36 protein-coding genes are annotated in these 21,739 nt (G+C 67.1%); 3 read left to right on the top strand and 33 right to left on the bottom strand.

Annotated elements, in window-relative coordinates; translation table 11 throughout:
* Positions 1 to 104: 104 nt before the first annotated feature.
* The 3 genes from glmM to rplM form a co-directional block, all read right to left on the bottom strand.
* A complete protein-coding gene (gene glmM, locus ACWDEX_RS10475) occupies positions 105 to 1,463 on the bottom strand; it encodes a phosphoglucosamine mutase (RefSeq protein ID WP_450462877.1) in 1,359 nt (452 codons plus the stop codon).
* A 257-nt stretch (positions 1,464 to 1,720) separates the two neighbouring features.
* A complete protein-coding gene (gene rpsI, locus ACWDEX_RS10480; RefSeq protein WP_450462878.1) occupies positions 1,721 to 2,233 on the bottom strand; it encodes a 30S ribosomal protein S9 in 513 nt (170 codons plus the stop codon).
* 42 nt (positions 2,234 to 2,275) lie between these two features.
* Complete coding sequence (rplM, locus tag ACWDEX_RS10485) at positions 2,276 to 2,719, bottom strand: 50S ribosomal protein L13 (protein WP_071364944.1); 444 nt, start codon at positions 2,717 to 2,719, stop codon at positions 2,276 to 2,278.
* A gap of 317 nt (positions 2,720 to 3,036) precedes the next feature.
* Between rplM and ACWDEX_RS10490 the strand changes: the two genes are divergently transcribed.
* The 3 genes from ACWDEX_RS10490 (at position 3,037) to ACWDEX_RS10500 (ending at position 4,588) form a co-directional block, all read left to right on the top strand.
* A complete protein-coding gene (locus tag ACWDEX_RS10490; RefSeq protein ID WP_450462879.1) occupies positions 3,037 to 3,909 on the top strand; it encodes a hypothetical protein in 873 nt (290 codons plus the stop codon).
* 78 nt (positions 3,910 to 3,987) lie between these two features.
* Complete coding sequence (locus ACWDEX_RS10495) at positions 3,988 to 4,158, top strand: hypothetical protein (RefSeq protein ID WP_450462880.1); 171 nt, start codon at positions 3,988 to 3,990, stop codon at positions 4,156 to 4,158.
* 136 nt (positions 4,159 to 4,294) lie between these two features.
* Positions 4,295 to 4,588 carry an SGNH hydrolase domain-containing protein gene (locus ACWDEX_RS10500; RefSeq protein ID WP_450462881.1) on the top strand — a complete coding sequence of 98 codons (294 nt, stop codon included), beginning with the start codon at positions 4,295 to 4,297 and terminating at the stop codon, positions 4,586 to 4,588.
* A gap of 45 nt (positions 4,589 to 4,633) precedes the next feature.
* On the opposite strand, the gene truA is transcribed toward ACWDEX_RS10500, so the two are convergent.
* From truA to rplC, 30 genes are all read right to left on the bottom strand, one after another.
* Positions 4,634 to 5,479, bottom strand: a complete 846-nt coding sequence (gene truA, locus ACWDEX_RS10505; RefSeq protein WP_450462882.1) for a tRNA pseudouridine(38-40) synthase TruA — start codon at positions 5,477 to 5,479, stop codon at positions 4,634 to 4,636.
* Positions 5,480 to 5,551: 72 nt separating this feature from the next.
* The gene (gene rplQ, locus ACWDEX_RS10510) at positions 5,552 to 6,034 is read right to left on the bottom strand and encodes a 50S ribosomal protein L17 (protein ID WP_252424629.1); all 483 of its coding nucleotides are present in this window, start codon (positions 6,032 to 6,034) and stop codon (positions 5,552 to 5,554) included.
* 164 nt (positions 6,035 to 6,198) lie between these two features.
* Positions 6,199 to 7,221, bottom strand: a complete 1,023-nt coding sequence (locus ACWDEX_RS10515; RefSeq protein ID WP_024755423.1) for a DNA-directed RNA polymerase subunit alpha — start codon at positions 7,219 to 7,221, stop codon at positions 6,199 to 6,201.
* 153 nt (positions 7,222 to 7,374) lie between these two features.
* Positions 7,375 to 7,779 carry a 30S ribosomal protein S11 gene (rpsK, locus tag ACWDEX_RS10520; protein WP_003956432.1) on the bottom strand — a complete coding sequence of 135 codons (405 nt, stop codon included), beginning with the start codon at positions 7,777 to 7,779 and terminating at the stop codon, positions 7,375 to 7,377.
* 65 nt (positions 7,780 to 7,844) lie between these two features.
* The gene (rpsM, locus tag ACWDEX_RS10525) at positions 7,845 to 8,225 is read right to left on the bottom strand and encodes a 30S ribosomal protein S13 (protein ID WP_071364953.1); all 381 of its coding nucleotides are present in this window, start codon (positions 8,223 to 8,225) and stop codon (positions 7,845 to 7,847) included.
* 188 nt (positions 8,226 to 8,413) lie between these two features.
* Positions 8,414 to 8,527: a 50S ribosomal protein L36 gene (gene rpmJ, locus ACWDEX_RS10530; RefSeq protein WP_003974245.1), complete on the bottom strand. Its 114-nt coding sequence runs from the start codon at positions 8,525 to 8,527 to the stop codon at positions 8,414 to 8,416.
* 57 nt (positions 8,528 to 8,584) lie between these two features.
* Positions 8,585 to 8,806, bottom strand: a complete 222-nt coding sequence (gene infA / locus ACWDEX_RS10535) for a translation initiation factor IF-1 (RefSeq protein ID WP_003948620.1) — start codon at positions 8,804 to 8,806, stop codon at positions 8,585 to 8,587.
* Positions 8,807 to 8,946: 140 nt separating this feature from the next.
* Entirely contained in the window at positions 8,947 to 9,783 is an 837-nt protein-coding gene (map, locus tag ACWDEX_RS10540) for a type I methionyl aminopeptidase (RefSeq protein WP_450462883.1), read from the bottom strand.
* Positions 9,784 to 10,006: 223 nt separating this feature from the next.
* The gene (locus ACWDEX_RS10545) at positions 10,007 to 10,666 is read right to left on the bottom strand and encodes an adenylate kinase (RefSeq protein WP_450462884.1); all 660 of its coding nucleotides are present in this window, start codon (positions 10,664 to 10,666) and stop codon (positions 10,007 to 10,009) included.
* On the bottom strand, positions 10,666 to 11,979 hold the full coding sequence (secY, locus tag ACWDEX_RS10550) for a preprotein translocase subunit SecY (protein ID WP_450462885.1): 1,314 nt from the start codon (positions 11,977 to 11,979) through the stop codon (positions 10,666 to 10,668). Before secY ends, ACWDEX_RS10545 begins: the two co-directional genes overlap by 1 nt.
* Before the next feature lie 243 nt (positions 11,980 to 12,222).
* Entirely contained in the window at positions 12,223 to 12,678 is a 456-nt protein-coding gene (gene rplO, locus ACWDEX_RS10555; protein ID WP_071364957.1) for a 50S ribosomal protein L15, read from the bottom strand.
* Positions 12,679 to 12,680: 2 nt separating this feature from the next.
* Complete coding sequence (rpmD, locus tag ACWDEX_RS10560; protein WP_003974250.1) at positions 12,681 to 12,863, bottom strand: 50S ribosomal protein L30; 183 nt, start codon at positions 12,861 to 12,863, stop codon at positions 12,681 to 12,683.
* Complete coding sequence (gene rpsE, locus ACWDEX_RS10565) at positions 12,863 to 13,468, bottom strand: 30S ribosomal protein S5 (protein WP_009190144.1); 606 nt, start codon at positions 13,466 to 13,468, stop codon at positions 12,863 to 12,865. The genes rpmD and rpsE overlap by 1 nt, the downstream gene beginning before the upstream one ends.
* Positions 13,469 to 13,507: 39 nt before the next feature.
* Entirely contained in the window at positions 13,508 to 13,891 is a 384-nt protein-coding gene (gene rplR / locus ACWDEX_RS10570; RefSeq protein WP_450462886.1) for a 50S ribosomal protein L18, read from the bottom strand.
* A 3-nt stretch (positions 13,892 to 13,894) separates the two neighbouring features.
* Positions 13,895 to 14,434 carry a 50S ribosomal protein L6 gene (gene rplF / locus ACWDEX_RS10575; protein WP_450462887.1) on the bottom strand — a complete coding sequence of 180 codons (540 nt, stop codon included), beginning with the start codon at positions 14,432 to 14,434 and terminating at the stop codon, positions 13,895 to 13,897.
* Between the two features lie 24 nt (positions 14,435 to 14,458).
* Complete coding sequence (rpsH, locus tag ACWDEX_RS10580; protein ID WP_030046382.1) at positions 14,459 to 14,857, bottom strand: 30S ribosomal protein S8; 399 nt, start codon at positions 14,855 to 14,857, stop codon at positions 14,459 to 14,461.
* 212 nt (positions 14,858 to 15,069) lie between these two features.
* A complete protein-coding gene (locus ACWDEX_RS10585) occupies positions 15,070 to 15,255 on the bottom strand; it encodes a type Z 30S ribosomal protein S14 (RefSeq protein WP_003948630.1) in 186 nt (61 codons plus the stop codon).
* Positions 15,256 to 15,260: 5 nt separating this feature from the next.
* Entirely contained in the window at positions 15,261 to 15,818 is a 558-nt protein-coding gene (rplE, locus tag ACWDEX_RS10590) for a 50S ribosomal protein L5 (protein WP_450463084.1), read from the bottom strand.
* Positions 15,815 to 16,138, bottom strand: a complete 324-nt coding sequence (gene rplX / locus ACWDEX_RS10595; RefSeq protein WP_450462888.1) for a 50S ribosomal protein L24 — start codon at positions 16,136 to 16,138, stop codon at positions 15,815 to 15,817. Before rplX ends, rplE begins: the two co-directional genes overlap by 4 nt.
* 2 nt (positions 16,139 to 16,140) lie before the next feature.
* On the bottom strand, positions 16,141 to 16,509 hold the full coding sequence (gene rplN / locus ACWDEX_RS10600; protein WP_003998823.1) for a 50S ribosomal protein L14: 369 nt from the start codon (positions 16,507 to 16,509) through the stop codon (positions 16,141 to 16,143).
* Positions 16,510 to 16,696: 187 nt separating this feature from the next.
* Positions 16,697 to 16,978 carry a 30S ribosomal protein S17 gene (gene rpsQ, locus ACWDEX_RS10605; protein ID WP_071364963.1) on the bottom strand — a complete coding sequence of 94 codons (282 nt, stop codon included), beginning with the start codon at positions 16,976 to 16,978 and terminating at the stop codon, positions 16,697 to 16,699.
* Entirely contained in the window at positions 16,978 to 17,202 is a 225-nt protein-coding gene (gene rpmC / locus ACWDEX_RS10610; RefSeq protein WP_018564811.1) for a 50S ribosomal protein L29, read from the bottom strand. Before rpmC ends, rpsQ begins: the two co-directional genes overlap by 1 nt.
* A complete protein-coding gene (gene rplP / locus ACWDEX_RS10615) occupies positions 17,202 to 17,621 on the bottom strand; it encodes a 50S ribosomal protein L16 (RefSeq protein WP_046418010.1) in 420 nt (139 codons plus the stop codon). Before rplP ends, rpmC begins: the two co-directional genes overlap by 1 nt.
* Before the next feature lie 5 nt (positions 17,622 to 17,626).
* Positions 17,627 to 18,451: a 30S ribosomal protein S3 gene (gene rpsC, locus ACWDEX_RS10620; RefSeq protein ID WP_450462889.1), complete on the bottom strand. Its 825-nt coding sequence runs from the start codon at positions 18,449 to 18,451 to the stop codon at positions 17,627 to 17,629.
* Positions 18,451 to 18,798 carry a 50S ribosomal protein L22 gene (rplV, locus tag ACWDEX_RS10625; protein WP_019329637.1) on the bottom strand — a complete coding sequence of 116 codons (348 nt, stop codon included), beginning with the start codon at positions 18,796 to 18,798 and terminating at the stop codon, positions 18,451 to 18,453. The genes rpsC and rplV overlap by 1 nt, the downstream gene beginning before the upstream one ends.
* Positions 18,799 to 18,840: 42 nt before the next feature.
* Positions 18,841 to 19,122: a 30S ribosomal protein S19 gene (gene rpsS / locus ACWDEX_RS10630; RefSeq protein WP_003948639.1), complete on the bottom strand. Its 282-nt coding sequence runs from the start codon at positions 19,120 to 19,122 to the stop codon at positions 18,841 to 18,843.
* Positions 19,123 to 19,134: 12 nt separating this feature from the next.
* A complete protein-coding gene (rplB, locus tag ACWDEX_RS10635) occupies positions 19,135 to 19,971 on the bottom strand; it encodes a 50S ribosomal protein L2 (RefSeq protein WP_450462890.1) in 837 nt (278 codons plus the stop codon).
* Positions 19,972 to 20,011: 40 nt separating this feature from the next.
* Entirely contained in the window at positions 20,012 to 20,431 is a 420-nt protein-coding gene (gene rplW / locus ACWDEX_RS10640; protein ID WP_450462891.1) for a 50S ribosomal protein L23, read from the bottom strand.
* On the bottom strand, positions 20,431 to 21,084 hold the full coding sequence (gene rplD / locus ACWDEX_RS10645; RefSeq protein ID WP_450462892.1) for a 50S ribosomal protein L4: 654 nt from the start codon (positions 21,082 to 21,084) through the stop codon (positions 20,431 to 20,433). Before rplD ends, rplW begins: the two co-directional genes overlap by 1 nt.
* Positions 21,085 to 21,092: 8 nt before the next feature.
* Positions 21,093 to 21,734 carry a 50S ribosomal protein L3 gene (gene rplC, locus ACWDEX_RS10650; protein WP_450462893.1) on the bottom strand — a complete coding sequence of 214 codons (642 nt, stop codon included), beginning with the start codon at positions 21,732 to 21,734 and terminating at the stop codon, positions 21,093 to 21,095.
* Positions 21,735 to 21,739: the final 5 nt, after the last annotated feature.

The raw sequence follows: 21,739 nt of genomic DNA on the forward strand, positions 1-21,739 counted from the left end.
GCGGGCGATCCCGACAACGCGGCGTGGGGGTCCCCCCTGCTCGAAGAGCTTGGGGGAGTGCCGTGCCAGGCGTCGCGGGGCAGGCGGGACTTTCGTAACACGCCCTAGCCCAGTGCCGACTTCACCGCGTCCGCCAGTCGTCCGGCCACCGACCGCGCCTGATCGATGTCGGCGGCCTCGACCATGACCCGCACCAGGGGTTCCGTTCCCGACGGCCGCAGCAGTACCCGGCCGGTCGACCCCAGTTCACGCTCCGCCTCGCCGACGGCGGACACCAGCTCCACGGACGTGCCCACCCGGGACTTGTCCACGTCCGGGACGTTCACCAGCACCTGCGGCAGTCGCTCCATCACGGACGCGAGGTCCCTGAGCGTACGGCCGGTCTCGGCGATCCGTGCCGCCAGCATCAGGCCGGTCAGTGTGCCGTCGCCGGTGGTGGCGTGGTCGAGGATGATGACGTGGCCGGACTGCTCGCCGCCCAGCGCGTAGCCCTTCTCCTTCATCTCCTCCAGCACGTACCGGTCACCGACCGCGGTCTGCACGAGCTTGAGCCCCTCGCGCTCCAGGGCGAGCTTGAAGCCGAGGTTGGACATGACGGTCGCGACGACGGTGTCGGAGCGCAGTGTGGAACGCTCTCGCATCGCCAGCGCGAGCACGGCCAGGATCTGGTCGCCGTCCACCTCGTCGCCGGTGTGGTCCACCGCCAGGCAGCGGTCCGCGTCGCCGTCGTGCGCGATGCCGAGGTCGGCGCCGTGCTCGAGGACGGCGGCGCGCAGCCGGTCCAGGTGGGTGGAGCCGCAGCCGTCGTTGATGTTGAGTCCGTCCGGCTCGGCGCCGATCGTGACGATCTCCGCTCCCGCGCGGGAGAACGCCTCGGGCGAGACACGGGAGGCGGCACCGTGCGCCTCGTCGAGGACGATCTTGAGCCCGTCGAGCCGGTTCGGGAGGGCGCCGAGGAGGTGGGCCACGTACTGGTCGAAGCCCTCGTCGTACGTCCTCACCCGGCCGACTCCGGCTCCCGTGGGCCGGTCCCAGGGGGCACCGGTGCGGTGTTCCTCGTAGACGGCCTCGATCCGGCCCTCCAGCTCGTCGGCGAGCTTGTGACCACCACGGGCGAAGAACTTGATGCCGTTGTCGGGCATGGCGTTGTGGCTGGCGGAGAGCATCACGCCCAGATCGGCGCCGAGCGCACCCGTCAGGTGGGCGACAGCGGGGGTGGGCAGCACGCCGACGCGGAGGACGTCCACGCCCGCGCTGGCGAGACCGGCGACCACGGCGGCTTCCAGGAACTCCCCGGACGCACGAGGATCCCGCCCGACGACCGCCGTCGGCCGGTGGCCCTCGAAAGTGCCCGCCTCGGCCAGTACGTGCGCCGCCGCCACGGAGAGGCCGAGCGCCATCTCGGCCGTCAGATCCGCGTTGGCGACACCGCGCACGCCGTCCGTGCCGAAGAGTCGTCCCACTGTGGTGTCCTCCGAACTTGCTGCGAATGTGCGGCTCATGCCAAGGGTGCGGACAGCGACCGGGCACGAACATCGCCCGGGCCCCTGCCTTGAGGCTTATCCCACGGGGCTCTCCCCGGCCTGTCGGGGTGGCTCCATAAGCCTGTGACACGCAACCGTCCCAGGTAAACGTACGCCCCGGCGGCACGGAGTGTGCTGCCGGGGCGATACTCGCGCGCAGCAGGCGGTAGGACGCCTGCTGCGCGCAGCGAACGCGATTAGCGCTTGCTGTACTGCGGAGCCTTGCGGGCCTTCTTCAGACCGGCCTTCTTCCGCTCGACCGCACGGTCGTCGCGGCGGAGGAAGCCGGCCTTCTTCAGCGCGCCGCGGTTGTTGTCGACGTCCGCCTCGTTCAGCGCACGGGCGACACCGAGACGGAGCGCACCGGCCTGACCGGAGACACCGCCACCCGCGATGCGGGCGATGACGTCGTAGCGGCCCTCGAGCTCGAGCACCTTGAAGGGCTCGTTCACTTCCTGCTGGTGCACCTTGTTGGGGAAGTAGTCCTCAAGGGTGCGACCGTTGATCTTCCACTTGCCGGTGCCCGGAACGATCCGGACGCGGGCAATGGCGTTCTTGCGGCGGCCCAGGCCTGCGGCGGGCTGGGGCTCACCGAAGCGCGAGGCCATGGACTCGGAGGTGTACTCACCCTCGAGCGGAACCTCGGTCTCGCTGGTGTAGCTGTCGATGTCAAGCTCTTCGAGCGGCTGCTCGGCAGTGGTCTCGGCCACGATTCTCCTCAGATTCTCTTCAGCTTTAGGGGGTGGCCGGAATTACTGCGCGACCTGGGTGATCTCGAACGGCACCGGCTGCTGGGCAGCGTGCGGGTGCTGGTCGCCCGAGTAGACCTTCAGCTTCGAGAGCATCTGACGACCGAGGGAGTTCTTGGGGAGCATGCCCTTGACGGCCTTCTCGACGGCCTTCTCCGGGTTGTTCGCCAGCAGGTCGTCGTAGCGGACGGAGCGCAGACCACCCGGGTAGCCGGAGTGGCGGTACGCCATCTTCTGGGTCCGCTTGTTGCCGGACAGGTGCACCTTGTCCGCGTTGATGATGATGACGAAGTCACCGGTGTCAACGTGGGGCGCGTAGATCGGCTTGTGCTTGCCGCGCAGGATGCTGGCGGCAGTCGTGGCGAGACGACCCAGGACGACGTCCTGAGCGTCAATGACGTGCCACTGGCGCGTCACATCGCCGGGCTTGGGGCTGTACGTACGCACGGTTCGTAGCCTTCGCTTCTTCAGTGAGGTTCCTGACAAGGTCACCGAAAACGATCACGACAGCCCTGACCGCACCACGGTGACGCAAACCGCGTGCTGATCGCTGGTCATCGGCCCGGCGGACCGGTGTAAGGGCCTCTCACGTGAGAATGAGCAAGCCAATACACACAACGAACAGCCAGGATAACGGGGCCGCCCATGCGGGTCAAAACACGGCCGCCGCCGCATGCCCGGCCGCGGCCGGGCCGTATCACCCGCCCCGAGCCGGGGTGCCGGACCGCGACGCGACGGAAAAGACAGGCTCTAAGATGCGCCGCATGAGTTACGGGCAGGGGGAGCCCCAATGGGATCCCTGGAAAACGAGTTCCCAGCAAGCGCAGCGAGACACCGGGAGTACCCCGGACTGGGCCGCCCTCGCCGAGGCCTCCGAGGCGCGCACCAAGCGCCGTCGGCTCCTGCTGATCCTCGGCTGTGCCCTGGCCACGATCGCGGTGGGCACCGCGGTGGCCGTGGCGATCATTTCCACGAACGGCAGCTCCCAGGCCTCCGGCAAGCCCACCCCTGATCTGCCCGGCGCCACCCACATACCCAGCGAGAGCGCGGACACCGCTCCCTCGTTCGCACCGACCTCGGCCCCTCCCCCGCTGGACCCGGCGGACTTCATCGCCAGTTCGAAGAAGGACACGGCGCCGATCAGCGCGGACACGCTCTTCCCCGGCACCCGGCTGACCGTGGGCTCGAACGTCTACAAGAAGGGCCCCACGGCCTCCACGACGAACTGCGCCTCCGCCGCGCAGGGCACGCTTCCCGCACTGCTCACCAAGAACGGCTGCACCCGCGTCATTCGCGCCACCTACACAACGAACGGCGTCGCGGTGACGGTCGGCGTGGCCCTCTTCGACACCACGGCCCAGGCGACCAAGGTCAAGCAGGAGGTCGACTCCAAGGGCATCGTCACCTCGCTCGCCGGCGACGGCGTGCCCGCGTTCTGCCGTACGACGGTCTGCCGCAACACCAGCAACTCCGTCGGCCGCTACGCGTACTTCACACTCGCCGGCTTCACCAACGGCAAGAACGTGACGACCAAGGACGCGAAGGTGTTCGCGGCCGGCGACGACGTGGCCGAGTTCGCGTTCCGCCAGATCCACCGCCGCGGTGAGGCACAGGCCTCCGCAGCCACCGGCCAGTGACCTGCCACAGGAAGGTCCGCGCCCTTTCCGGGAAACGCCGGGACGTCGTGCGGCTGATCATGGAATCGGTGTGACGTCATGCGTTTGCGGGGGCGGGTCGGGCTGATCGGGGCCGCACTCGGCGCGGCACTCACGGCGCCTCTGGCGGTGTGGGCCTGGCCCGACGAGGCCGAGCAGGAGGCCGGTGCGGTCCCGACCGATCTACGCGAACGGGACCCGCAGGCGACCCCGGCCGCACGCCGGGTGTAAGCGATGCTGGCCGGCCTGGAGAACGACGCGCGACACGGCCGCCCGAGCCGCACGGTGATCGGCCAGCACGTGGAACTGCACAACGAGCGGTACAACCCGGGGTACGCGACCCCAGACGGCGAGGGCGAGATCCACGGTGTCGTCGACGTACCCGCACCGTGGGCGGCAGCTCGGCCAGACCCCGTGCAACCGCAAGCAGTGGCAGGCGCTGGAGTACCCGGAGTTCCGCACCATGGAGCGGGAAGTGGCCAAGAAGTACGGCGCGGACATCATCGACACGACGCCCGCGTTCTGCACCGCGGATGTGTGCCCGGCGGTCATCGGCGACCAGGTCGTCTACTTCGACAACAGCCACATCACGTCGTCGTACTCGAAGACCCTGAAGCCCTTCCTCCAGCCGGCCCTGCAGGAGATCCTGGACAAGGCGTAGCCGTCTCCCGGGCCCGGGGCTCTACAACCGCCGCGCAGCCCCCTTTCAGTGCACCGCGCCCCGCACCCGCCGCGCCTGCCGCTGGCGGTCGGCGAGCTGGTCGTCCGCCGGGTACGCGACCTCCTCCAGCGTCAGCCCCAGCGGGCGGACGACATGGACGGCGCTGTCGCGGACGCCGGCGTCGAGGACCTTCCGCGGCCACTCCACTCCACGGTGGCCGTCACCCACGAACAGCAGGGCGCCGACCATGGAGCGCACCTGGTTGTGGCAGAAGGCGTCGGCGCGGACCTCGATCTCGATGATGCCGTCCGCCCCCCGGCGTACCCCGAAGTCGAAGATCTCGCGGATCGTCGTCGCCCCCTCGCGTTTCTTCGCGTACGCCGCGAAGTCGTGCTCCCCGATCAGGGACTTGGCGGCGGCGTCCATGGCGACGACGTCCAGCGGCCAGTCGTGCCACAGGACGTGGTTGCGCAGCAGTGGATCCGCACCGCCGGGGTTGTCCGTGACGCGATAGGTGTAGCGCCGCCAGATCGCGGCGAACCGGGCGTTGAAGCCGCTGGGTGCCTCCCTGAGCGCCCACACCCGCACATCCCTGGGCAGCCGCCCGGCGAGCCGTTTGAGCAGCTTTCCGCTCTGCTCGGCCCAGACCTCCCGGGGCAGATCGACATGGGCGACCTGTCCGCGGGCGTGCACACCGGCGTCGGTGCGCCCGGCGACGGTCAGTTCGTACCCCGCGTGATGAGACCGGGTGACGGTACGCAGCGCGTCCTCGATCTCCGCCTGCACGGTCCGCCGGCCGCCGGCCTGCTTGGCCCAGCCGTGGAAGTCGGTGCCGTCGTAGGACAGGTCGAGGCGGATACGGACGTGTCCCGGCTGTACTTCGTCACTCACTCCTGGATCCTCTCAGGTACGCGAAAGCGGGCCCGCCCCAAGGGGCGGACCCGCTCACTGCGAGGGCTTGCCTCAGGCGTCCTTCGACTCCTCGGCGGCGTCCTCGACCTTGGTCTCCTCGACCTTGGCCTCGTCGGCCTCCTTGACCGCACGCTTGGTGGCGGCCTCGGCCTCACCCACGGCCTTCTGCTGCACCGTCAGCGCCTCGACCAGCTCGATCACGGCCATGGGCGCGTTGTCGCCACGGCGGTTACCGATCTTGGTGATGCGGGTGTAGCCACCCGGACGGTTCTCGTAGCGCGGGCCGATCTCGGTGAAGAGCGTGTGGACGATGCTCTTGTCCGTGATGACCTGGAGCACCTGACGGCGGTTGTGAAGGTCGCCCTTCTTCGCCTTGGTGACCAGACGCTCGGCGTAGGGACGCAGCTTGCGCGCCTTCGCCTCGGTGGTGGTGATACGACCGTGCTCGAACAGCGCCTTCGCGAGGTTCGCGAGGATCAGCTTCTCGTGCGCGGCGCTGCCGCCCATGCGGGCACCCTTGGTGGGCTTCGGCATTCTGTCTCTCCTTGGTATCTGCCCCGGCCGTGTCAGGTACCGGGGTCAGTATCTGAGCAGGCGGTTGCCTGTCAGAGATCCAGACCCCCCGAAGGGGGCCTGGAAGGGCGTGGGACCAGTCACAACCGGCCCGCAGCCGCAGTACTGGACTCCTCGCGGAGTGCTCAGTACTGCTCGGTCTCGACGAACCCGGCGTCCGCGTCGTCGTCGGCGCCGAAGGCGTCGGCAGCGGCGGTCGGGTCGAATCCGGGCGGGCTGTCCTTCAGGGCCAGGCCCATGCCGGCCAGCTTCGCCTTGACCTCGTCGATGGACTTCGCACCGAAGTTGCGGATGTCCAGCAGGTCGGCCTCGGAGCGGGCGACGAGCTCACCCACGGAGTGGATGCCCTCACGCTTGAGGCAGTTGTAGGAGCGAACCGTGAGCTCCAGCTCCTCGATCGGCAGCGCGAGGTCGGCGGCAAGGGCGGCGTCCGTCGGGGACGGGCCCATGTCGATGCCCTCGGCGTCGATGTTGAGCTCGCGAGCCAGACCGAACAGCTCCACCAGAGTCTTACCGGCGGACGCCATGGCGTCACGGGGACGCATGGCCTGCTTGGTCTCGACGTCGACGATCAGCTTGTCGAAGTCGGTGCGCTGCTCGACACGGGTCGCCTCGACCTTGTAGGTGACCTTGAGTACCGGGCTGTAGATGGAGTCGACCGGGATCCGGCCGATCTCCTGGCCCGCCTGCTTGTTCTGCACGGCGGAGACGTAGCCGCGACCGCGCTCGACGGTCAGCTCCATCTCCAGCTTGCCCTTGCCGTTGAGCGTGGCGAGGACCAGGTCGGGGTTGTGCACCTCGACACCGGCCGGGGGCGCGATGTCGGCGGCGGTGACCAGGCCCGGACCCTGCTTGCGCAGGTACATCACGACCGGCTCGTCGTGCTCGGAGGAGACGACCAGCTGCTTGATGTTGAGGATCAGGTCGGTGACGTCCTCCTTGACGCCCGGCACGGTGGTGAACTCGTGCAGAACGCCGTCGATGCGGATGGACGTGACCGCCGCACCCGGGATCGAGGAGAGGAGCGTACGACGCAGGGAGTTGCCGAGGGTGTAGCCGAAGCCCGGCTCCAGCGGCTCGATCACGAACCGGGAGCGGAACTCGTCGACGACCTCTTCGGTCAACGAGGGTCGCTGAGCGATCAGCATGTGTGGATCAGATCCTTCAGTCGTGGGCGCCCGCTATATGACGCCCGACAGGGCCCGTACCTCAATGGCACGGGATACTGCAAGGGTACGGGCGGCACGGCCCGAAGAGGACCGTACCGCCCGGAAAACCGCGGCCGTGAAGCGGCGAAGGCGTCAGACGCGACGACGCTTCGGCGGGCGGCAGCCGTTGTGCGGGGTCGGGGTGACGTCCTGGATGGAGCCGACCTCGAGGCCCGTGGCCTGCAGGGAGCGGATCGCGGTCTCACGACCGGAACCCGGGCCCTTCACGAACACGTCGACCTTGCGCATGCCGTGCTCCTGGGCGCGGCGGGCAGCCGACTCGGCGGCCATCTGCGCGGCGAACGGCGTGGACTTCCGGGAGCCCTTGAAGCCGACGTGGCCGGCCGAGGCCCAGGAGATCACGTTGCCGGACGGGTCCGTGATCGAGACGATCGTGTTGTTGAACGTGCTCTTGATGTGCGCGTGGCCGTGAGCGACGTTCTTCTTTTCCTTGCGGCGCACCTTCTTGGCAGCGCCCTGACGACCCTTGGGGGGCATCTACTAACTCCTACGGGAGGTGGTCGGTCCTACAGCGAAGACCGTGGACAGGTGTCCGCTGCGGACTACTTCTTGCCCGGCTTCTTCTTGCCGGCGATGGCGCGACGCGGGCCCTTGCGGGTGCGGGCGTTGGTGCTGGTGCGCTGACCGCGGACGGGCAGACCGCGGCGGTGCCGCAGACCCTGGTAGCAGCCGATCTCGACCTTGCGGCGGATGTCGGCCTGGATCTCGCGACGGAGGTCACCCTCGGTCTTGATGTTGTTGTCGACGTACTCGCGGATCGCGACGAGCTGCTCCTCGGAGAGGTCGCGAACGCGGGTGTTCGGGTCAACGCCGGTCGCAGCCAGCGTCGCCTGCGAGAGGGTCCGGCCGATGCCGAACACGTAGGTGAGGGCGACCTCCACGCGCTTTTCGCGCGGGATGTCAACACCGGAAACGCGTGCCATTCAATGGCTCCTGGTGATCTTCGGAGGTCTTCCACAGAACCGGTTCCCAGCCGCCGTATGAGGTACGAACTGGGTCCCCGGCCTCCGAACCGGGGGTGTCAGGCCTGATGTTTCAGGTCTGGGCCCTGCGTATGAACATGTTGCTCGCGTCGCGCGAAGCTCTGCGGATGCAGAGAGTGGGTCGTGCGTCAGCCCTGGCGCTGCTTGTGGCGCGGGTTGTCGCAGATGACCATGACCCGGCCGTGACGGCGGATCACCCTGCACTTGTCGCAGATCTTCTTGACGCTCGGCTTGACCTTCATGGGTGAGGTTCTCCGGGTCAGTGCCACCACCCCGCGGAGGCGGGGCAAGGGCAAGATCTACTTGTAGCGGTAGACGATCCGGCCACGCGTCAGGTCGTACGGAGACAGCTCCACCACGACCCGGTCGTCAGGGAGGATGCGGATGTAGTGCATGCGCATCTTGCCGCTGATGTGTGCCAGGACCTGGTGGCCGTTCTGGAGCTCGACCTTGAACATGGCGTTCGGCAGAGACTCGACGACAGTGCCCTCGATCTCGATGGCACCTTGCTTCTTGGCCACGCTTCGCCCTTCGAATCGACTACCTTGATCGACTCCGCACCCCGCACGCAGACATGCAGATGCACGAGAGCCGACGAGTCAGTCTACGTCAGCGTCCCAGGAAACACGAATCGAGGCAGTCTGCCCCACAACCGAGATCATCATGCGAGGGGGTCGGGGGCGGCCGTGATGCCGTACTCCGCGAGCTTGGCCTTGCCGCCGTCCACAGCCGTCAGCACCAGCGGGCCCTGCTCGGTGAGGGCGACGGAGTGCTCCCAGTGGGACGACCACGTACCGTCCGTCGTGATCACCGTCCAGTCGTCCGACAGGACCTCGGTCTTCGGCGTCCCCAGCGACACCATCGGCTCGATGGCCAGGCAGAAGCCGGGCACCAGCTTCGGGCCCTTGCCGCGCCGCCGCTCGACGTAGTTCAGCAGGTGCGGGTCCATGTGCATCTCCGTGCCGATGCCGTGCCCGCCGTAGTCCTCGATGATCCCGTAGCGCCCGCCGCCCGGCTTCGGCTGCCGGCGGATGTACGTCTCGATGGCGCGGGAGACGTCGACGAGCCGGTTGCCCAGCTTCATCGCGGCGATCCCGGCCCACATCGACTCCTCGGTCACCCGGGAGAGCTCGACGAGTTCCGGCGCATGGCCCGATCCCACGAACGCGGTGAAGGCGGCGTCCCCGTGCCAGCCGTCCACGATCGCGCCCGCGTCGATGGAGATGACGTCGCCGTCCTTGAGTACGACCTCGTCGGACGGGATGCCGTGCACCACGACCTCGTTGACCGAGGTGCAGATGGTCGCGGGGAAGCCGCCGTACCCCAGGAAGTTCGACTTCGCGCCGTGCTCCGCGAGAACCTTGCGCGCGGCCTCGTCCAGGTCCTTCGTCGTGGCGCCCGGCACGGCCGCCTCGCGTGTGGCCGCGTGCACGGCTGCGACGACCAACCCCGCCTCACGCATCTTGGCGATCTGCTCGGGGGTCTTGATCTGCACCATGGCGGCTACGGCCTTTCTGGACCGGAGAGAGACGGACACCATCAAAGATACGGGGACGGCCCGCCCAGCCCGTCCGGTGATGGAGGACGAGGCCGGTCAGGCCGACCGGGGGGTGGGGGCTCAGCCCTTGGTGGGAGTCGCCGCACCTACGGCGTCCCACACATCGGCCGCGGCCCCCACAAGGGAACCGCGGCCGTGGAGCGGCAGTGGCGGGAAGGAGCGACTACTTGTCGTCGGCCTTCTGGAGCGCCTGCATCGCGCGGGCGGTCACCTCGTCCACCTTGCCGAGCGCCGAGATCGTGACCACCAGGCCCTGGGCCTTGTAGTAGTCGATGATCGGCTCGGTCTGCGTGTGGTAGACCTCCAGGCGCTTGCGGACGGTCTCCTCCGAGTCGTCGTCCCGCTGGTACAGCTCACCGCCGCAGGCGTCGCAGACGCCCTCCTGCTTCGCGGGCTTGTAGGAGACGTGGAAGACGTGCGCCGAGTCGTTACGGCACACGCGACGGCCCGCGATGCGCTTGACGACCTCCTCCTCGGGGACCTCCAGGTCGAGGACGCCGTCCAGCTTCATACTCTCGGACTTGAGCATCTCGTCCAGCGCCACGGCCTGCTGCACGTTCCGCGGGAAGCCGTCCAGCAGGAAGCCGCCCTGTGCGTCCGGCTGCTCCATGCGGTCCTTGGCCATCGCAATGGTGACCTCGTCCGGCACCAGGTTGCCCGCGTCCATGTAGGACTTCGCGAGTTTGCCCAGGTCCGTCTGCTGGCTGATGTTGGCGCGGAACAGGTCGCCCGTGGAGATGTGCGGGATCGACAGGTTCTTGGCGAGGAACGCGGCCTGCGTTCCCTTGCCTGCACCGGGCGGCCCGACGAGGACGATACGCATCAGCGGAGGAACCCTTCGTAATTGCGCTGCTGGAGCTGGCTCTCGATCTGCTTCACCGTCTCAAGACCGACACCCACGATGATCAGGATGCTGGTACCACCGAACGGGAAGTTCTGATTCGCATTGAAGCCCACCAACGCCATTGTCGGCACGAGAGCGATCAGACCCAGATACAGCGAACCCGGCCAGGTGATCCGGTTGAGTACGTAGCTCAGGTACTCAGCGGTCGGTCGGCCAGCCCGGATGCCCGGGATGAAGCCACCATACTTCTTCATGTTGTCCGCGACTTCTTCGGGGTTGAAGGAGATCGCCACGTAGAAGAACGCGAAGAACACGATGAGCAGGAAGTAGGCGGTGATGTAGATCGGGTGGTCGCCCTTGGTGAGGTTCTGGTTGATCCACGTCTTCCAACCGGAGTTGCCTCCGGCGAACTGCGCGATCAGAGCCGGGATGTACAGCAGCGACGACGCGAAGATCACGGGGATCACGCCCGCCTGGTTGACCTTCAGCGGGATGTACGTGGAGGTACCGCCGTAGGCGCGACGGCCGATCATGCGCTTCGCGTACTGGACCGGGATGCGCCGCTGGGCCTGCTCTACGAAGACCACCAGGGCGACCATGACCAGGCCGACCGCGATGACGGTGCCGAACTCGATCCAGCCACCGGCCAGGCTGCCCTGCTGCTTGATGGCCCACAGGGCGGACGGGAAGGTCGCCGCGATGGAGATGAACATCAGGATGGACATGCCGTTGCCGATACCGCGGTCGGTGACCAGTTCGCCGAGCCACATGACGACGGCCGTACCGGCGGTCATCGTGATGACCATCGTGATGGTGGTGAAGATCGACTGGTTCGGGACGATCTGGTTCGCCACCGGGCAGCCGGAGAACAGGGCGCCGCTGCGGGCGGTGGCCACCAGGCCGGTGCCCTGGAGGATCGCGAGCGCCACCGTCAGGTAACGGGTGTACTGCGTGATCTTCGCAGTACCCGCCTGGCCCTCCTTCTTCAGGGCTTCCAGACGCGGGATGACCACGGTCAACAGCTGGAGGATGATGCTCGCCGTGATGTACGGCATGATGCCCAGCGCAAAGATGGTGATCTGCAGCAGCGCGCCGCCGCTGAACATGTTTACCAGGCCGAAGATTCCCTGCTGGCCCTTGGCCACGTCCATACAGGTCTGGACGTTCTTGTAGTCGACACCCGGAATCGGGATGTGTGTACCGACCCGGTACACCACGATGATGCCGAGCGTGAAGAGCAGCTTCTTGCGCAGGTCGGGCGTCTTGAACGCCCGGGCGAACGCGGTGAGCACGGTGCCTCCTGCGACCCCCGCGCAACTGCGTCAAGGGTGACGTCTTGAGTTTCCGACTGAACAACGACAGGTGTAACGGCCAACCGCCGCCCTGAGTGCCCGTACCGCGACACCCTGCGAAAGTTGACAGTGCAGGCCACCTTACCGGCGAGACCGCTTCCCTAGGAACGACCAACCGGGGATACCCCAATTGTGGGGTATCCCCGGTCGGGATCGTTCAGGTCATCGAGACGCCCGAAAGGGTCAGACGAGCTCGGTGACCGTACCGCCGGCGGCGGTGATCTTCTCCTTGGCGGAGCCGGAGACGGCGTCGACCGTCACCTGCAGCGCCACGGAGATCTCGCCCTGGCCCAGGACCTTGACGAGGCTGTTCTTGCGAACGGCGCCCTTGGCCACCAGGTCCTCGACCGTGACCTCGCCACCCTGCGGGTAGAGCGCGGCCAGCTTGTCGAGGTTCACGACCTGGAACTCGGTCTTGAACGGGTTCTTGAAGCCCTTCAGCTTCGGGAGGCGCATGTGCAGCGGCATCTGGCCACCCTCGAAGCGCTCCGGAACCTGGTAGCGGGCCTTGGTGCCCTTGGTACCACGACCGGCCGTCTTACCCTTCGACGCCTCACCACGACCCACACGGGTCTTGGCGGTCTTGGCGCCCGGGGCGGGACGGAGGTTGTGGATCTTGAGCGGGTTCTGCTCCGCCATGATCAGTCGACCTCCTCGACCGTCACGAGGTGGCGGACGGTGTGCACCATGCCGCGGAACTCGGGGCGGTCCTCCTTGACGACCTGCGTGTTGATGCCCTTGAGGCCAAGGGAGCGCAGGGTGTCACGGTGGTTCTGCTTGCTGCCGATGTAGGACTTGACCTGCGTGATCTTGAGCTGTGCCATCACGCACCCGCCCCGGCACGCGCACGCAGCAGGGCCGCGGGGGCGACGTCCTCGAGCGGCAGACCACGGCGGGCCGCGATCTCCTCGGGACGCTGCAGGCCCTTCAGGGCCTCCACGGTCGCGTGCACGATGTTGATCGCGTTGTCGGAGCCGAGCGACTTCGACAGCACGTCGTGGATACCGGCGCACTCGAGCACGGCACGCACCGGACCACCGGCGATAACACCGGTACCCGGCGACGCCGGCTTGAGCAGCACGACGCCGGCAGCCTTCTCACCCTGGATCGGGTGCGGGATGGTGCCCTGGATCCGGGGGACCTTGAAGAAGTGCTTCTTGGCCTCCTCAACACCCTTGGCGATGGCGGCCGGCACCTCCTTGGCCTTGCCGTAACCGACACCCACGGTGCCGTCACCGTCGCCCACCACGACCAGCGCGGTGAAGCTGAAGCGACGACCACCCTTCACAACCTTGGCGACGCGGTTGATCGCGACGACGCGCTCAACGTAAGCGGTCTTCTCGGCGGCAGCTGCGCCGCCGTCACGGCCCTTCCGGTCCCGCCGCTCGCCGCCACCGGCACCGCCACCGCGGCGCTGGGGTCCAGCCATTGGAATTACCTCTCTCTTTTTCCGCTAGCTACGGCAGGCTCAGAACTTGAGCCCGGCTTCGCGGGCGGCGTCCGCCAGGGCGGCAATGCGCCCGGCGTACTGGTTGCCACCACGGTCGAACACGACAGCCTCGACGCCGGCGGCCTTGGCACGCTCGGCGACCAGGGCGCCGACCTGCTTGGCCTGCGCGGACTTGTCGCCCTCGCCACCACGGATCGAGGTGTCCAGGGTGGACGCCGACGCCAGGGTGTGGCCCTTCAGGTCGTCGATCACCTGCGCCACGATGTGGCGGTTCGAGCGGGTCACGACGAGACGGGGACGCTCCGCCGTACCGTTGATCCGCTTGCGGATCCGGATGTGACGGCGCTTGATAGAGGCGCGCTTGTAGGCGTCGCCCTTGAGAATCTTCTGCCCGTATGCCATGGCTTACTTACCCGCCTTTCCGACCTTGCGGCGGATGACTTCGCCCTCGTACTTGACGCCCTTGGCCTTGTACGGGTCGGGCTTGCGCAGCTTGCGGATGTTGGCCGCAACCTCGCCGACCTTCTGCTTGTCGATGCCCTCGACCGAGAAGCGGGTCGGGGCCTCCACCTTGAAGGTGATGCCCTCGGGGGCCTCGACGGTGATCGGGTGGCTGTAGCCGAGCGCGAACTCGAGGTTCGAGCCCTTGGCGGTCACGCGGTAACCGACACCACTGATCTCGAGCTTCTTCACGTAACCCTGGGTCACGCCGGTGATCATGTTCGCCACCAGCGTGCGGGACAGGCCGTGCAGGGCCTTGTTCTGACGCTCGTCGTTGGGGCGGGTCACCTGAAGGGTGCCGTCCTCGTTCTTGACGATCTCGATCGGCGAGGCGACGGTGTGGGTCAGCGTGCCCTTGGGGCCCTTGACCGAAACCGTGCTGCCGTCGATGGTGACGTCCACGCCGGCGGGAACCGCGATGGGGAGCTTGCCGATGCGCGACATAGCTGTTTCCTCCGTTCCCTTCCGTTACCAGACGTAGGCGAGAACTTCTCCGCCTACGCCCTTCTTGCCGGCCTGCTTGTCGGTGAGGAGCCCGTGAGACGTGGAGATGATCGCCACGCCGAGGCCGCCGAGCACCTTCGGCAGGTTGGTGGACTTCGCGTAAACCCGCAGACCGGGCTTGGAAATCCGCTTGATGCCCGCGATGGAGCGCTCACGGTTCGGCCCGAACTTCAGCTCGAGGACGAGGTTCTTGCCAACCTCGGCGTCCTCGACGCGCCAGCCCGTGATGAAGCCCTCCTGCTGGAGGATCTCCGCGATGTGCGACTTGATCTTCGATGCCGGCATCGTCACGGAGTCGTGGTATGCCGAGTTCGCGTTCCGCAGACGCGTAAGCATGTCTGCGATCGGATCAGTCATGGTCATGAATTGGCCTTCGGCCTCTCTCGCCGGGGTTTCCTGGTGCGCCATCCCTCTCCCCGATCCGAGACGGGACGGGTGCGGCGCGGTGGACCTACGGCGTAGTAAGTCGTACGGGCACGGCAGGCGCCCAACCCCACAAGCCTAAGGCATGGGTGCTGGGCGTCCCGCCGCCCCCAGATGCTTACCGAGAGCCTTGGGAATCCCGAATTAGGGGATTACCAGGAGCTCTTGGTCACGCCCGGCAGCTCGCCACGGTGAGCCATCTCACGAAGGCACACGCGGCACAGGCCGAACTTGCGGTACACGGAGTGCGGACGGCCGCAGCGCTGGCAGCGCGTGTAGCCACGCACACCGAACTTGGGCTTGCGAGCAGCCTTAGCGATCAGAGCCTTCTTCGCCATCTCGCTCACGCCTCCTTGAACGGGAAGCCGAGGTGACGAAGGAGCGCGCGGCCCTCAGCGTCGTTGGTCGCCGTGGTGACCACGGTGATGTCCATACCCCGGACGCGGTCGATCTTGTCCTGGTCGATCTCGTGGAACATGACCTGCTCCGTGAGACCGAAGGTGTAGTTGCCACGGCCGTCGAACTGCTTGGGGGACAGACCACGGAAGTCGCGGATGCGCGGAAGCGCGAGCGACAGGGTGCGGTCCAGGAACTCCCACATGCGGTCGCCACGGAGCGTGACGTGGGCACCGATCGGCTGACCCTCACGCAGCTTGAACTGCGCGATGGACTTGCGGGCCTTGGTGACGGCCGGCTTCTGACCGGTGATCGTGGTGAGGTCGCGGATGGCGCCCTCGATCAGCTTGGAGTCGCGGGCGGCGTCGCCCACACCCATGTTGACCACGATCTTGACGAGGCCCGGGGTCTGCATGACGTTCTCGTACTTGAACTCGTCACGCAGCTTGCCCGCGATCTCCTCGCGGTACTTCGTCTTCAGACGCGGAGTGGTGGTAGCCATCAGATGTCCTCACCCGTCCGCTTGGCAACGCGGATCTTGTTGCCGTTCTCGTCGAAGCGGTAGCCGACACGCGTGACGACCTTGTTGCCGTCCTTCTCCACGACCAGCTGAACGTTGGACACGTGGATCGGGGCCTCGGTGGTCACGATGCCGCCGGCCTGGGAACCGCTGGCGGTCGGGCCGGCCTTGGTGTGCTTCTTGACCCGGTTGACACCCTCGACCAGGACGCGCTCCTCGCGCGGGTAAGCGGCAACGACCTTGCCCTGCTTGCCCTTGTCCTTGCCGGTGATGACCTGAACCAGGTCGCCCTTCTTGATCTTCATGCTTACAGCACCTCCGGCGCGAGCGAGATGATCTTCATGAACTTCTTCTCGCGCAGCTCACGGCCGACCGGGCCGAAGATACGGGTGCCGCGAGGGTCGCCGTCGTTCTTCAGAATGACGGCGGCGTTCTCGTCGAAGCGGATGTACGAGCCGTCCGGACGGCGGCGCTCCTTGACGGTGCGAACGATGACCGCCTTGACGACGTCACCCTTCTTCACGTTGCCACCGGGGATCGCGTCCTTGACGGTGGCGACGATGACGTCACCGATGCCCGCGTAGCGGCGACCGGAGCCACCGAGCACACGGATGCAAAGGATTTCCTTCGCACCAGTGTTGTCGGCGACGCGCAGTCGCGACTCCTGCTGGATCACGTCTATCTCCTGATCGTCTGCCGGTTCCCGCAGGGTCCTTGCGGACTGACCTGCGAGCCTGGCGGAACTGTCCTGCGGGGAATCCGCAGGAATTACTTGCGCCTCTACAGGCGGGTTCCCAGCCGGGGGCCGGCACCTCGCGGTGCTGCCCCCGGCGGGGGGTCAGCGGGGGCGAACCCCCGCTTCCTTACTTCGCCTTCTCGAGGATCTCGACGACGCGCCAGCGCTTGGTCGCGGACAGCGGCCGGGTCTCCATCAGGAGGACGCGGTCGCCGACACCCGCGGCGTTCTGCTCGTCGTGCGCCTTGAGCTTGTTCGTACGGCGGATGACCTTGCCGTACAGCGCGTGCTTGACACGGTCCTCGACGGCGACGACGACGGTCTTGTCCATCTTGTCGCTGACGACGAGACCCTCGCGGGTCTTGCGGAAGCCGCGCGCCTCAGTGTTCTCAGTCATGTTCTCGCTCATCAGGCGTTCTCCACCGTTTCGATGCCCAGCTCACGCTCGCGCATCAGGGTGTAGATCCGCGCGATGTCCTTGCGGACCGCCTTCAGACGGCCGTGGTTCTCGAGCTGGCCCGTCGCCGCCTGGAAGCGGAGGTTGAACAGCTCTTCCTTGGCCTCGCGGAGCTTGCCCAGAAGCTCCTCGTTGCCCAGCTCGCGCAGCTCGGACGCCTTGGTACCGGCCGACATCACGCTTCACCTGCCTCGCGCTTGACGATCCGGCACTTCATCGGCAGCTTGTGGGCAGCACGAGTCAGCGCCTCACGGGCGATCTTCTCGTTCGGGTAGGACAGCTCGAACATCACCCGACCGGGCTTGACGTTCGCGATCCACCACTCCGGCGAACCCTTACCGGAACCCATGCGGGTCTCGGCGGGCTTCTTGGTCAGCGGGCGGTCCGGGTAGATGTTGATCCAGACCTTGCCGCCACGCTTGATGTGACGGGTCATGGCGATACGAGCCGCTTCGATCTGGCGGTTCGTGACGTACGCCGGGGTCAGCGCCTGGATGCCGTACTCGCCGAACGCAACCTGCGTTCCACCCTTGGACATACCATCGCGCTTCGGGTGGTGCTGCTTGCGGTGCTTGACCCTACGGGGGATCAGCATTTCGGTCAGGCCTCCGTTCCGGTGCTCTCAGCCGGAGCAGCGGCAGGAGCCTCGGCCTTGGGGGCCTCGGCAGCCTGCTGAGCCTGCTGCGGCTTGCGACCGCGCCGCTCGCCACCACGGCCACCACGGGCCGGGCGGTCGGCGCCACCACGGGCCGGGCGGTTGCCCGCACGGGCGGCGGCGTTCTCGGCGCGGACCTCGGCGATGTTCTTGACATCGCCCTTGTAGATCCAGACCTTCACACCGATGCGGCCGAAGGTCGTCTTGGCCTCGAAGAAGCCGTAGTCCACGTTCGCGCGGAGCGTGTGCAGGGGCACACGGCCCTCGCGGTAGAACTCCGAGCGGGACATCTCGGCGCCGCCGAGACGGCCACCACACTGGATCTTGATGCCCTTGGCGCCCGCCTTCATCGCCGACTGCATGCTCTTACGCATGGCGCGACGGAAGGAGACACGGGAGGACAGCTGCTCGGCAACGGCCTGGGCCACGAGCTGAGCGTCGGTCTCGGGGTTCTTGACCTCGAGGATGTTCAGCTGGACCTGCTTGCCCGTGAGCTTCTCGAGGTCGCCGCGGATGCGGTCGGCCTCGGCGCCACGGCGGCCGATGACGATGCCAGGACGCGCGGTGTGGATGTCCACACGGACGCGGTCACGGGTGCGCTCGATCTCAACCTTCGAGATGCCGGCGCGCTCCATGCCGGACGTCATCATCCGACGGATGGCGACGTCTTCCTTGACGTAGTCCTTGTACAGCTTGTCGGCGTACCAACGCGACTTGAAGTCGGTCGTGACACCGAGCCGGAACCCATGCGGGTTTACCTTCTGGCCCATTACCGGGTTCCTTCCTTGCTGCTGACGACCACGGTGATGTGGCTGGTCCGCTTGCGGATCCGGTAGGCACGGCCCTGGGCACGCGGCCGGAACCGCTTCAGGGTCGGACCCTCGTCGACGTACGCCTCGGAGATGTAGAGGCTGTCGGCGTCGGTGTGGTCGTAGTTGTGCGCGGCGTTGGCAATGGCGCTGTCCAGCACCTTGCCCACCGGCACGCTCGCGGCCTGCGGGGCGAAACGCAGGACCGCCTGAGCCTCCGTGGCATCCATGCCACGGATGAGGTCCACCACACGGCGGGCCTTCATGGGCGTGACGCGGATGTACCGCGCCTGGGCCCTGGCTTCCATGGTTGTCCCTTCGATGTTTGTCATGGTCATTCCACCCCGCTATTAGCGGCGCTTCGACTTCCGGTCGTCCTTGACGTGACCCCGGAAGGTGCGGGTCGGCGAGAACTCACCGAGCTTGTGGCCGACCATCGACTCGGTGACAAACACCGGGATGTGGGTCTTGCCGTTGTGCACCGCGATCGTGTGGCCGAGCATGGCCGGGACGATCATCGAGCGGCGGGACCAGGTCTTGATGACGTTCTTGGTGCCGGCTTCGTTCTGGACATCCACCTTCTTGATCAGGTGGTCGTCGACGAAGGGCCCCTTCTTCAAGCTACGAGGCATCTCAACCCGTCCTTAGCGCTTCTTGTTCGTCTTGCGGCGGCGGACGATGTACTTGTTGCTCGCCTTCTTGGCGGAACGAGTACGGCCTTCCTTCTTGCCCCACGGGGACACCGGGTGGCGGCCACCGGAGGTACGGCCCTCACCACCACCGTGCGGGTGGTCCACGGGGTTCATGACCACACCACGCACGGTCGGGCGGACGCCCAGCCAGCGCTTACGGCCGGCCTTGCCCCAGTTGATGTTGGACTGCTCGGCGTTGCCGACCTCGCCAACGGTGGCGCGGCAGCGGACGTCGACCAGACGGATTTCGCCGGACGGCATGCGCAGGTGGGCGTAGGCGCCCTCCTTCGCGAGCAGCTGCACGGAGGCACCGGCGGAGCGGGCGAACTTGGCACCGCCACCGGGACGGAGCTCGATCGCGTGGATCGTGGTACCGACCGGGATGTTGCGGAGGGCCAGGTTGTTGCCCGGCTTGATGTCAGCCCCGGGACCGTTCTCGACGCGGTCACCCTGCTGCAGGTTGCGCGGGGCGAGGATGTAGCGCTTCTCGCCGTCGGCGTAGTGCAGCAGCGCGATGCGCGCGGTGCGGTTGGGGTCGTACTCGATGTGCGCGACCTTCGCCGGCACGCCGTCCTTGTCGTGACGACGGAAGTCGATCACGCGGTAGGCGCGCTTGTGTCCGCCACCCTGGTGGCGAACGGTCACACGACCGGTGTTGTTACGGCCGCCCTTGCTGTGCAGGGGGCGGACCAGCGACTTCTCCGGCGTGGACCGCGTGACCTCGACGAAGTCGGCGACGCTGGCGCCACGACGGCCCGGCGTAGTCGGCTTGTACTTGCGGATTCCCATTTCTCAGTCCTCGTCCGATATCGGACGATCCGGACCGCCGTCAGGCGGTCGGACCGCCGAAGATGTCGATACGGTCGCCCTCGGCGAGGGTCACGATCGCGCGCTTGCTGCCGGCACGCTGACCGAAACCGGTCTTCGTGCGCTTGCGCTTGCCCTGGCGGTTGATCGTGTTGACCCCGGTGACCTTGACCGAGAAGACCGCCTGGACGGCCTGCTTGATCTGGGTCTTGTTGGCGTTCGGGTCGACGATGAACGTGTACTTGTTCTCGTCGAGGAGCGCGTAGCTCTTCTCCGACACGACCGGCTTCAGCAGGACGTCACGGGGGTCCGTGTACGACTTGCTGACCGGGGTGACGACGGTGTTCTTACCCTCGGCGGCGTGGCGACGCGCCTTGGCGACGCGCGCGGCCTTGGCGGCCTTGGCGGCCTTCGAGGCGATGCTCGGGTGACGGGTAGCCATCAGGCCTCGCTCCCTTCAGTGTCGTTGGCCTTCGGGCCGGACACGAAGGACTCGAGAGCGGCCTGAGTGAAGACCACGTCGTCCGAGACGATCACGTCGTACGTGTTCAGCTGGCCCGGCTCCAGGATGTGCACCTGGGGCAGGTTGCGAGCGGACAGCAGGGCCTTGTCGTTCTCGCGCTCGATGACCAGGAGCACGTTCTTGCGCTCGCTGATCTTGCCGAGGAGAGCCTTGGCGGCCTTGGTGGAGATGTCCGACTCGACCACGTCGGAGACGACGTGGATGCGGTTGTTGCGGGCCCGGTCGGTGAGGGCGTGGCGCAGGGCCGCGGCCTTCATCTTCTTCGGGGTCCGCTGCGAGTAGTCGCGCGGCACGGGACCGTGCACGACGCCACCACCGGCGAACTGCGGCGCGCGGGTCGAACCCTGGCGGGCGCGACCGGTGCCCTTCTGGCGGTACGGCTTGCGGCCACCACCACGAACTTCACCGCGGGTCTTGGTCTTGTGCGTGCCCTGACGGGCAGCGGCCAGCTGCGCGACGACGACCTGGTGGATCAGCGGGATGCTGACCTTCTCAACGTCGAAGATCTCCGCGGGGAGCTCGACGGTACCGGCCTTCTCGCCCGCCGGCGAAAGGATGTCAACAGTGCTCATCGGTTACCTCAGGCCCCCTTGGCCGCGGTGCGGACCAGGACGAGGCCGCCGTTCGGACCGGGAACCGCGCCCTTGATGAGCAGCAGACCCTTCTCCGCGTCAACGGCGTGGACGGTCAGGTTCTGGGTGGTGACCCGCTCGTTGCCCATGCGGCCGGCCATGCGGACGCCCTTGAACACACGGCCCGGGGTGGCGCAGCCACCGATGGAACCGGGGGAGCGGTGCTTGCGCTGGGTGCCGTGACTGGCGCCGAGGCCCTTGAAGTTGTGACGCTTCATGACACCGGCGAAGCCCTTGCCCTTGCTCTTGCCGGTGACGTCGACCTTCGCGCCGGCCTCGAACACCTCAGCGGTGATCTCCTGGCCGAGGGTGTACTCGCTGGCGTCCGCGGTGCGGATCTCAACGAGGTGACGACGCGGGGTGACGTCGGCCTTGGCGAAGTGACCCTTGAGGGGCTTGTTCACCTTGCGCGGGTCGATGTCGCCGAAGGCGATCTGGACCGACTCGTAGCCGTCGACATCGTTCGTACGGACCTGGGTCACGACGTTGGGCGCGGCCTTGACGACGGTCACGGGGACGACACGGTTGTTCTCGTCCCACACCTGCGTCATGCCGAGCTTCTCGCCCAGGATGCCCTTGATCTGCTTCATCTCTC

This window comes from Streptomyces sp. NPDC001020, assembly GCF_053599115.1.

Excerpts from the sequence above, each read along its gene's own strand:
- ACWDEX_RS10490 (WP_450462879.1), top strand. The coding sequence starts at position 3,037 with ATGAGTTACGGGCAGGGGGAGCCCCAATGGGATCCCTGGAAAACGAGT.
- ACWDEX_RS10495 (WP_450462880.1), top strand. The coding sequence starts at position 3,988 with ATGCGTTTGCGGGGGCGGGTCGGGCTGATCGGGGCCGCACTCGGCGCG.
- rplQ (WP_252424629.1), bottom strand. The coding sequence starts at position 6,034 with ATGCCGAAGCCCACCAAGGGTGCCCGCATGGGCGGCAGCGCCGCGCAC.
- ACWDEX_RS10515 (WP_024755423.1), bottom strand. The coding sequence starts at position 7,221 with ATGCTGATCGCTCAGCGACCCTCGTTGACCGAAGAGGTCGTCGACGAG.
- rpsK (WP_003956432.1), bottom strand. The coding sequence starts at position 7,779 with ATGCCCCCCAAGGGTCGTCAGGGCGCTGCCAAGAAGGTGCGCCGCAAG.
- rpsM (WP_071364953.1), bottom strand. The coding sequence starts at position 8,225 with ATGGCACGCGTTTCCGGTGTTGACATCCCGCGCGAAAAGCGCGTGGAG.
- rpmJ (WP_003974245.1), bottom strand. The coding sequence starts at position 8,527 with ATGAAGGTCAAGCCGAGCGTCAAGAAGATCTGCGACAAGTGCAGGGTG.
- map (WP_450462883.1), bottom strand. The coding sequence starts at position 9,783 with ATGGTGCAGATCAAGACCCCCGAGCAGATCGCCAAGATGCGTGAGGCG.
- ACWDEX_RS10545 (WP_450462884.1), bottom strand. The coding sequence starts at position 10,666 with ATGCGTATCGTCCTCGTCGGGCCGCCCGGTGCAGGCAAGGGAACGCAG.
- rplO (WP_071364957.1), bottom strand. The coding sequence starts at position 12,678 with ATGGCGGAGCAGAACCCGCTCAAGATCCACAACCTCCGTCCCGCCCCG.
- rpmD (WP_003974250.1), bottom strand. The coding sequence starts at position 12,863 with ATGGCACAGCTCAAGATCACGCAGGTCAAGTCCTACATCGGCAGCAAG.
- rpsE (WP_009190144.1), bottom strand. The coding sequence starts at position 13,468 with ATGGCTGGACCCCAGCGCCGCGGTGGCGGTGCCGGTGGCGGCGAGCGG.
- rplR (WP_450462886.1), bottom strand. The coding sequence starts at position 13,891 with ATGGCATACGGGCAGAAGATTCTCAAGGGCGACGCCTACAAGCGCGCC.
- rplF (WP_450462887.1), bottom strand. The coding sequence starts at position 14,434 with ATGTCGCGCATCGGCAAGCTCCCCATCGCGGTTCCCGCCGGCGTGGAC.
- rpsH (WP_030046382.1), bottom strand. The coding sequence starts at position 14,857 with ATGACCATGACTGATCCGATCGCAGACATGCTTACGCGTCTGCGGAAC.
- ACWDEX_RS10585 (WP_003948630.1), bottom strand. The coding sequence starts at position 15,255 with ATGGCGAAGAAGGCTCTGATCGCTAAGGCTGCTCGCAAGCCCAAGTTC.
- rplX (WP_450462888.1), bottom strand. The coding sequence starts at position 16,138 with ATGAAGATCAAGAAGGGCGACCTGGTTCAGGTCATCACCGGCAAGGAC.
- rpsQ (WP_071364963.1), bottom strand. The coding sequence starts at position 16,978 with ATGAGCGAGAACATGACTGAGAACACTGAGGCGCGCGGCTTCCGCAAG.
- rpmC (WP_018564811.1), bottom strand. The coding sequence starts at position 17,202 with ATGTCGGCCGGTACCAAGGCGTCCGAGCTGCGCGAGCTGGGCAACGAG.
- rplP (WP_046418010.1), bottom strand. The coding sequence starts at position 17,621 with ATGCTGATCCCCCGTAGGGTCAAGCACCGCAAGCAGCACCACCCGAAG.
- rpsC (WP_450462889.1), bottom strand. The coding sequence starts at position 18,451 with ATGGGCCAGAAGGTAAACCCGCATGGGTTCCGGCTCGGTGTCACGACC.
- rplV (WP_019329637.1), bottom strand. The coding sequence starts at position 18,798 with ATGGAAGCCAGGGCCCAGGCGCGGTACATCCGCGTCACGCCCATGAAG.
- rpsS (WP_003948639.1), bottom strand. The coding sequence starts at position 19,122 with ATGCCTCGTAGCTTGAAGAAGGGGCCCTTCGTCGACGACCACCTGATC.
- rplB (WP_450462890.1), bottom strand. The coding sequence starts at position 19,971 with ATGGGAATCCGCAAGTACAAGCCGACTACGCCGGGCCGTCGTGGCGCC.
- rplW (WP_450462891.1), bottom strand. The coding sequence starts at position 20,431 with ATGGCTACCCGTCACCCGAGCATCGCCTCGAAGGCCGCCAAGGCCGCC.
- rplD (WP_450462892.1), bottom strand. The coding sequence starts at position 21,084 with ATGAGCACTGTTGACATCCTTTCGCCGGCGGGCGAGAAGGCCGGTACC.
- rplC (WP_450462893.1), bottom strand. The coding sequence starts at position 21,734 with ATGAAGCAGATCAAGGGCATCCTGGGCGAGAAGCTCGGCATGACGCAG.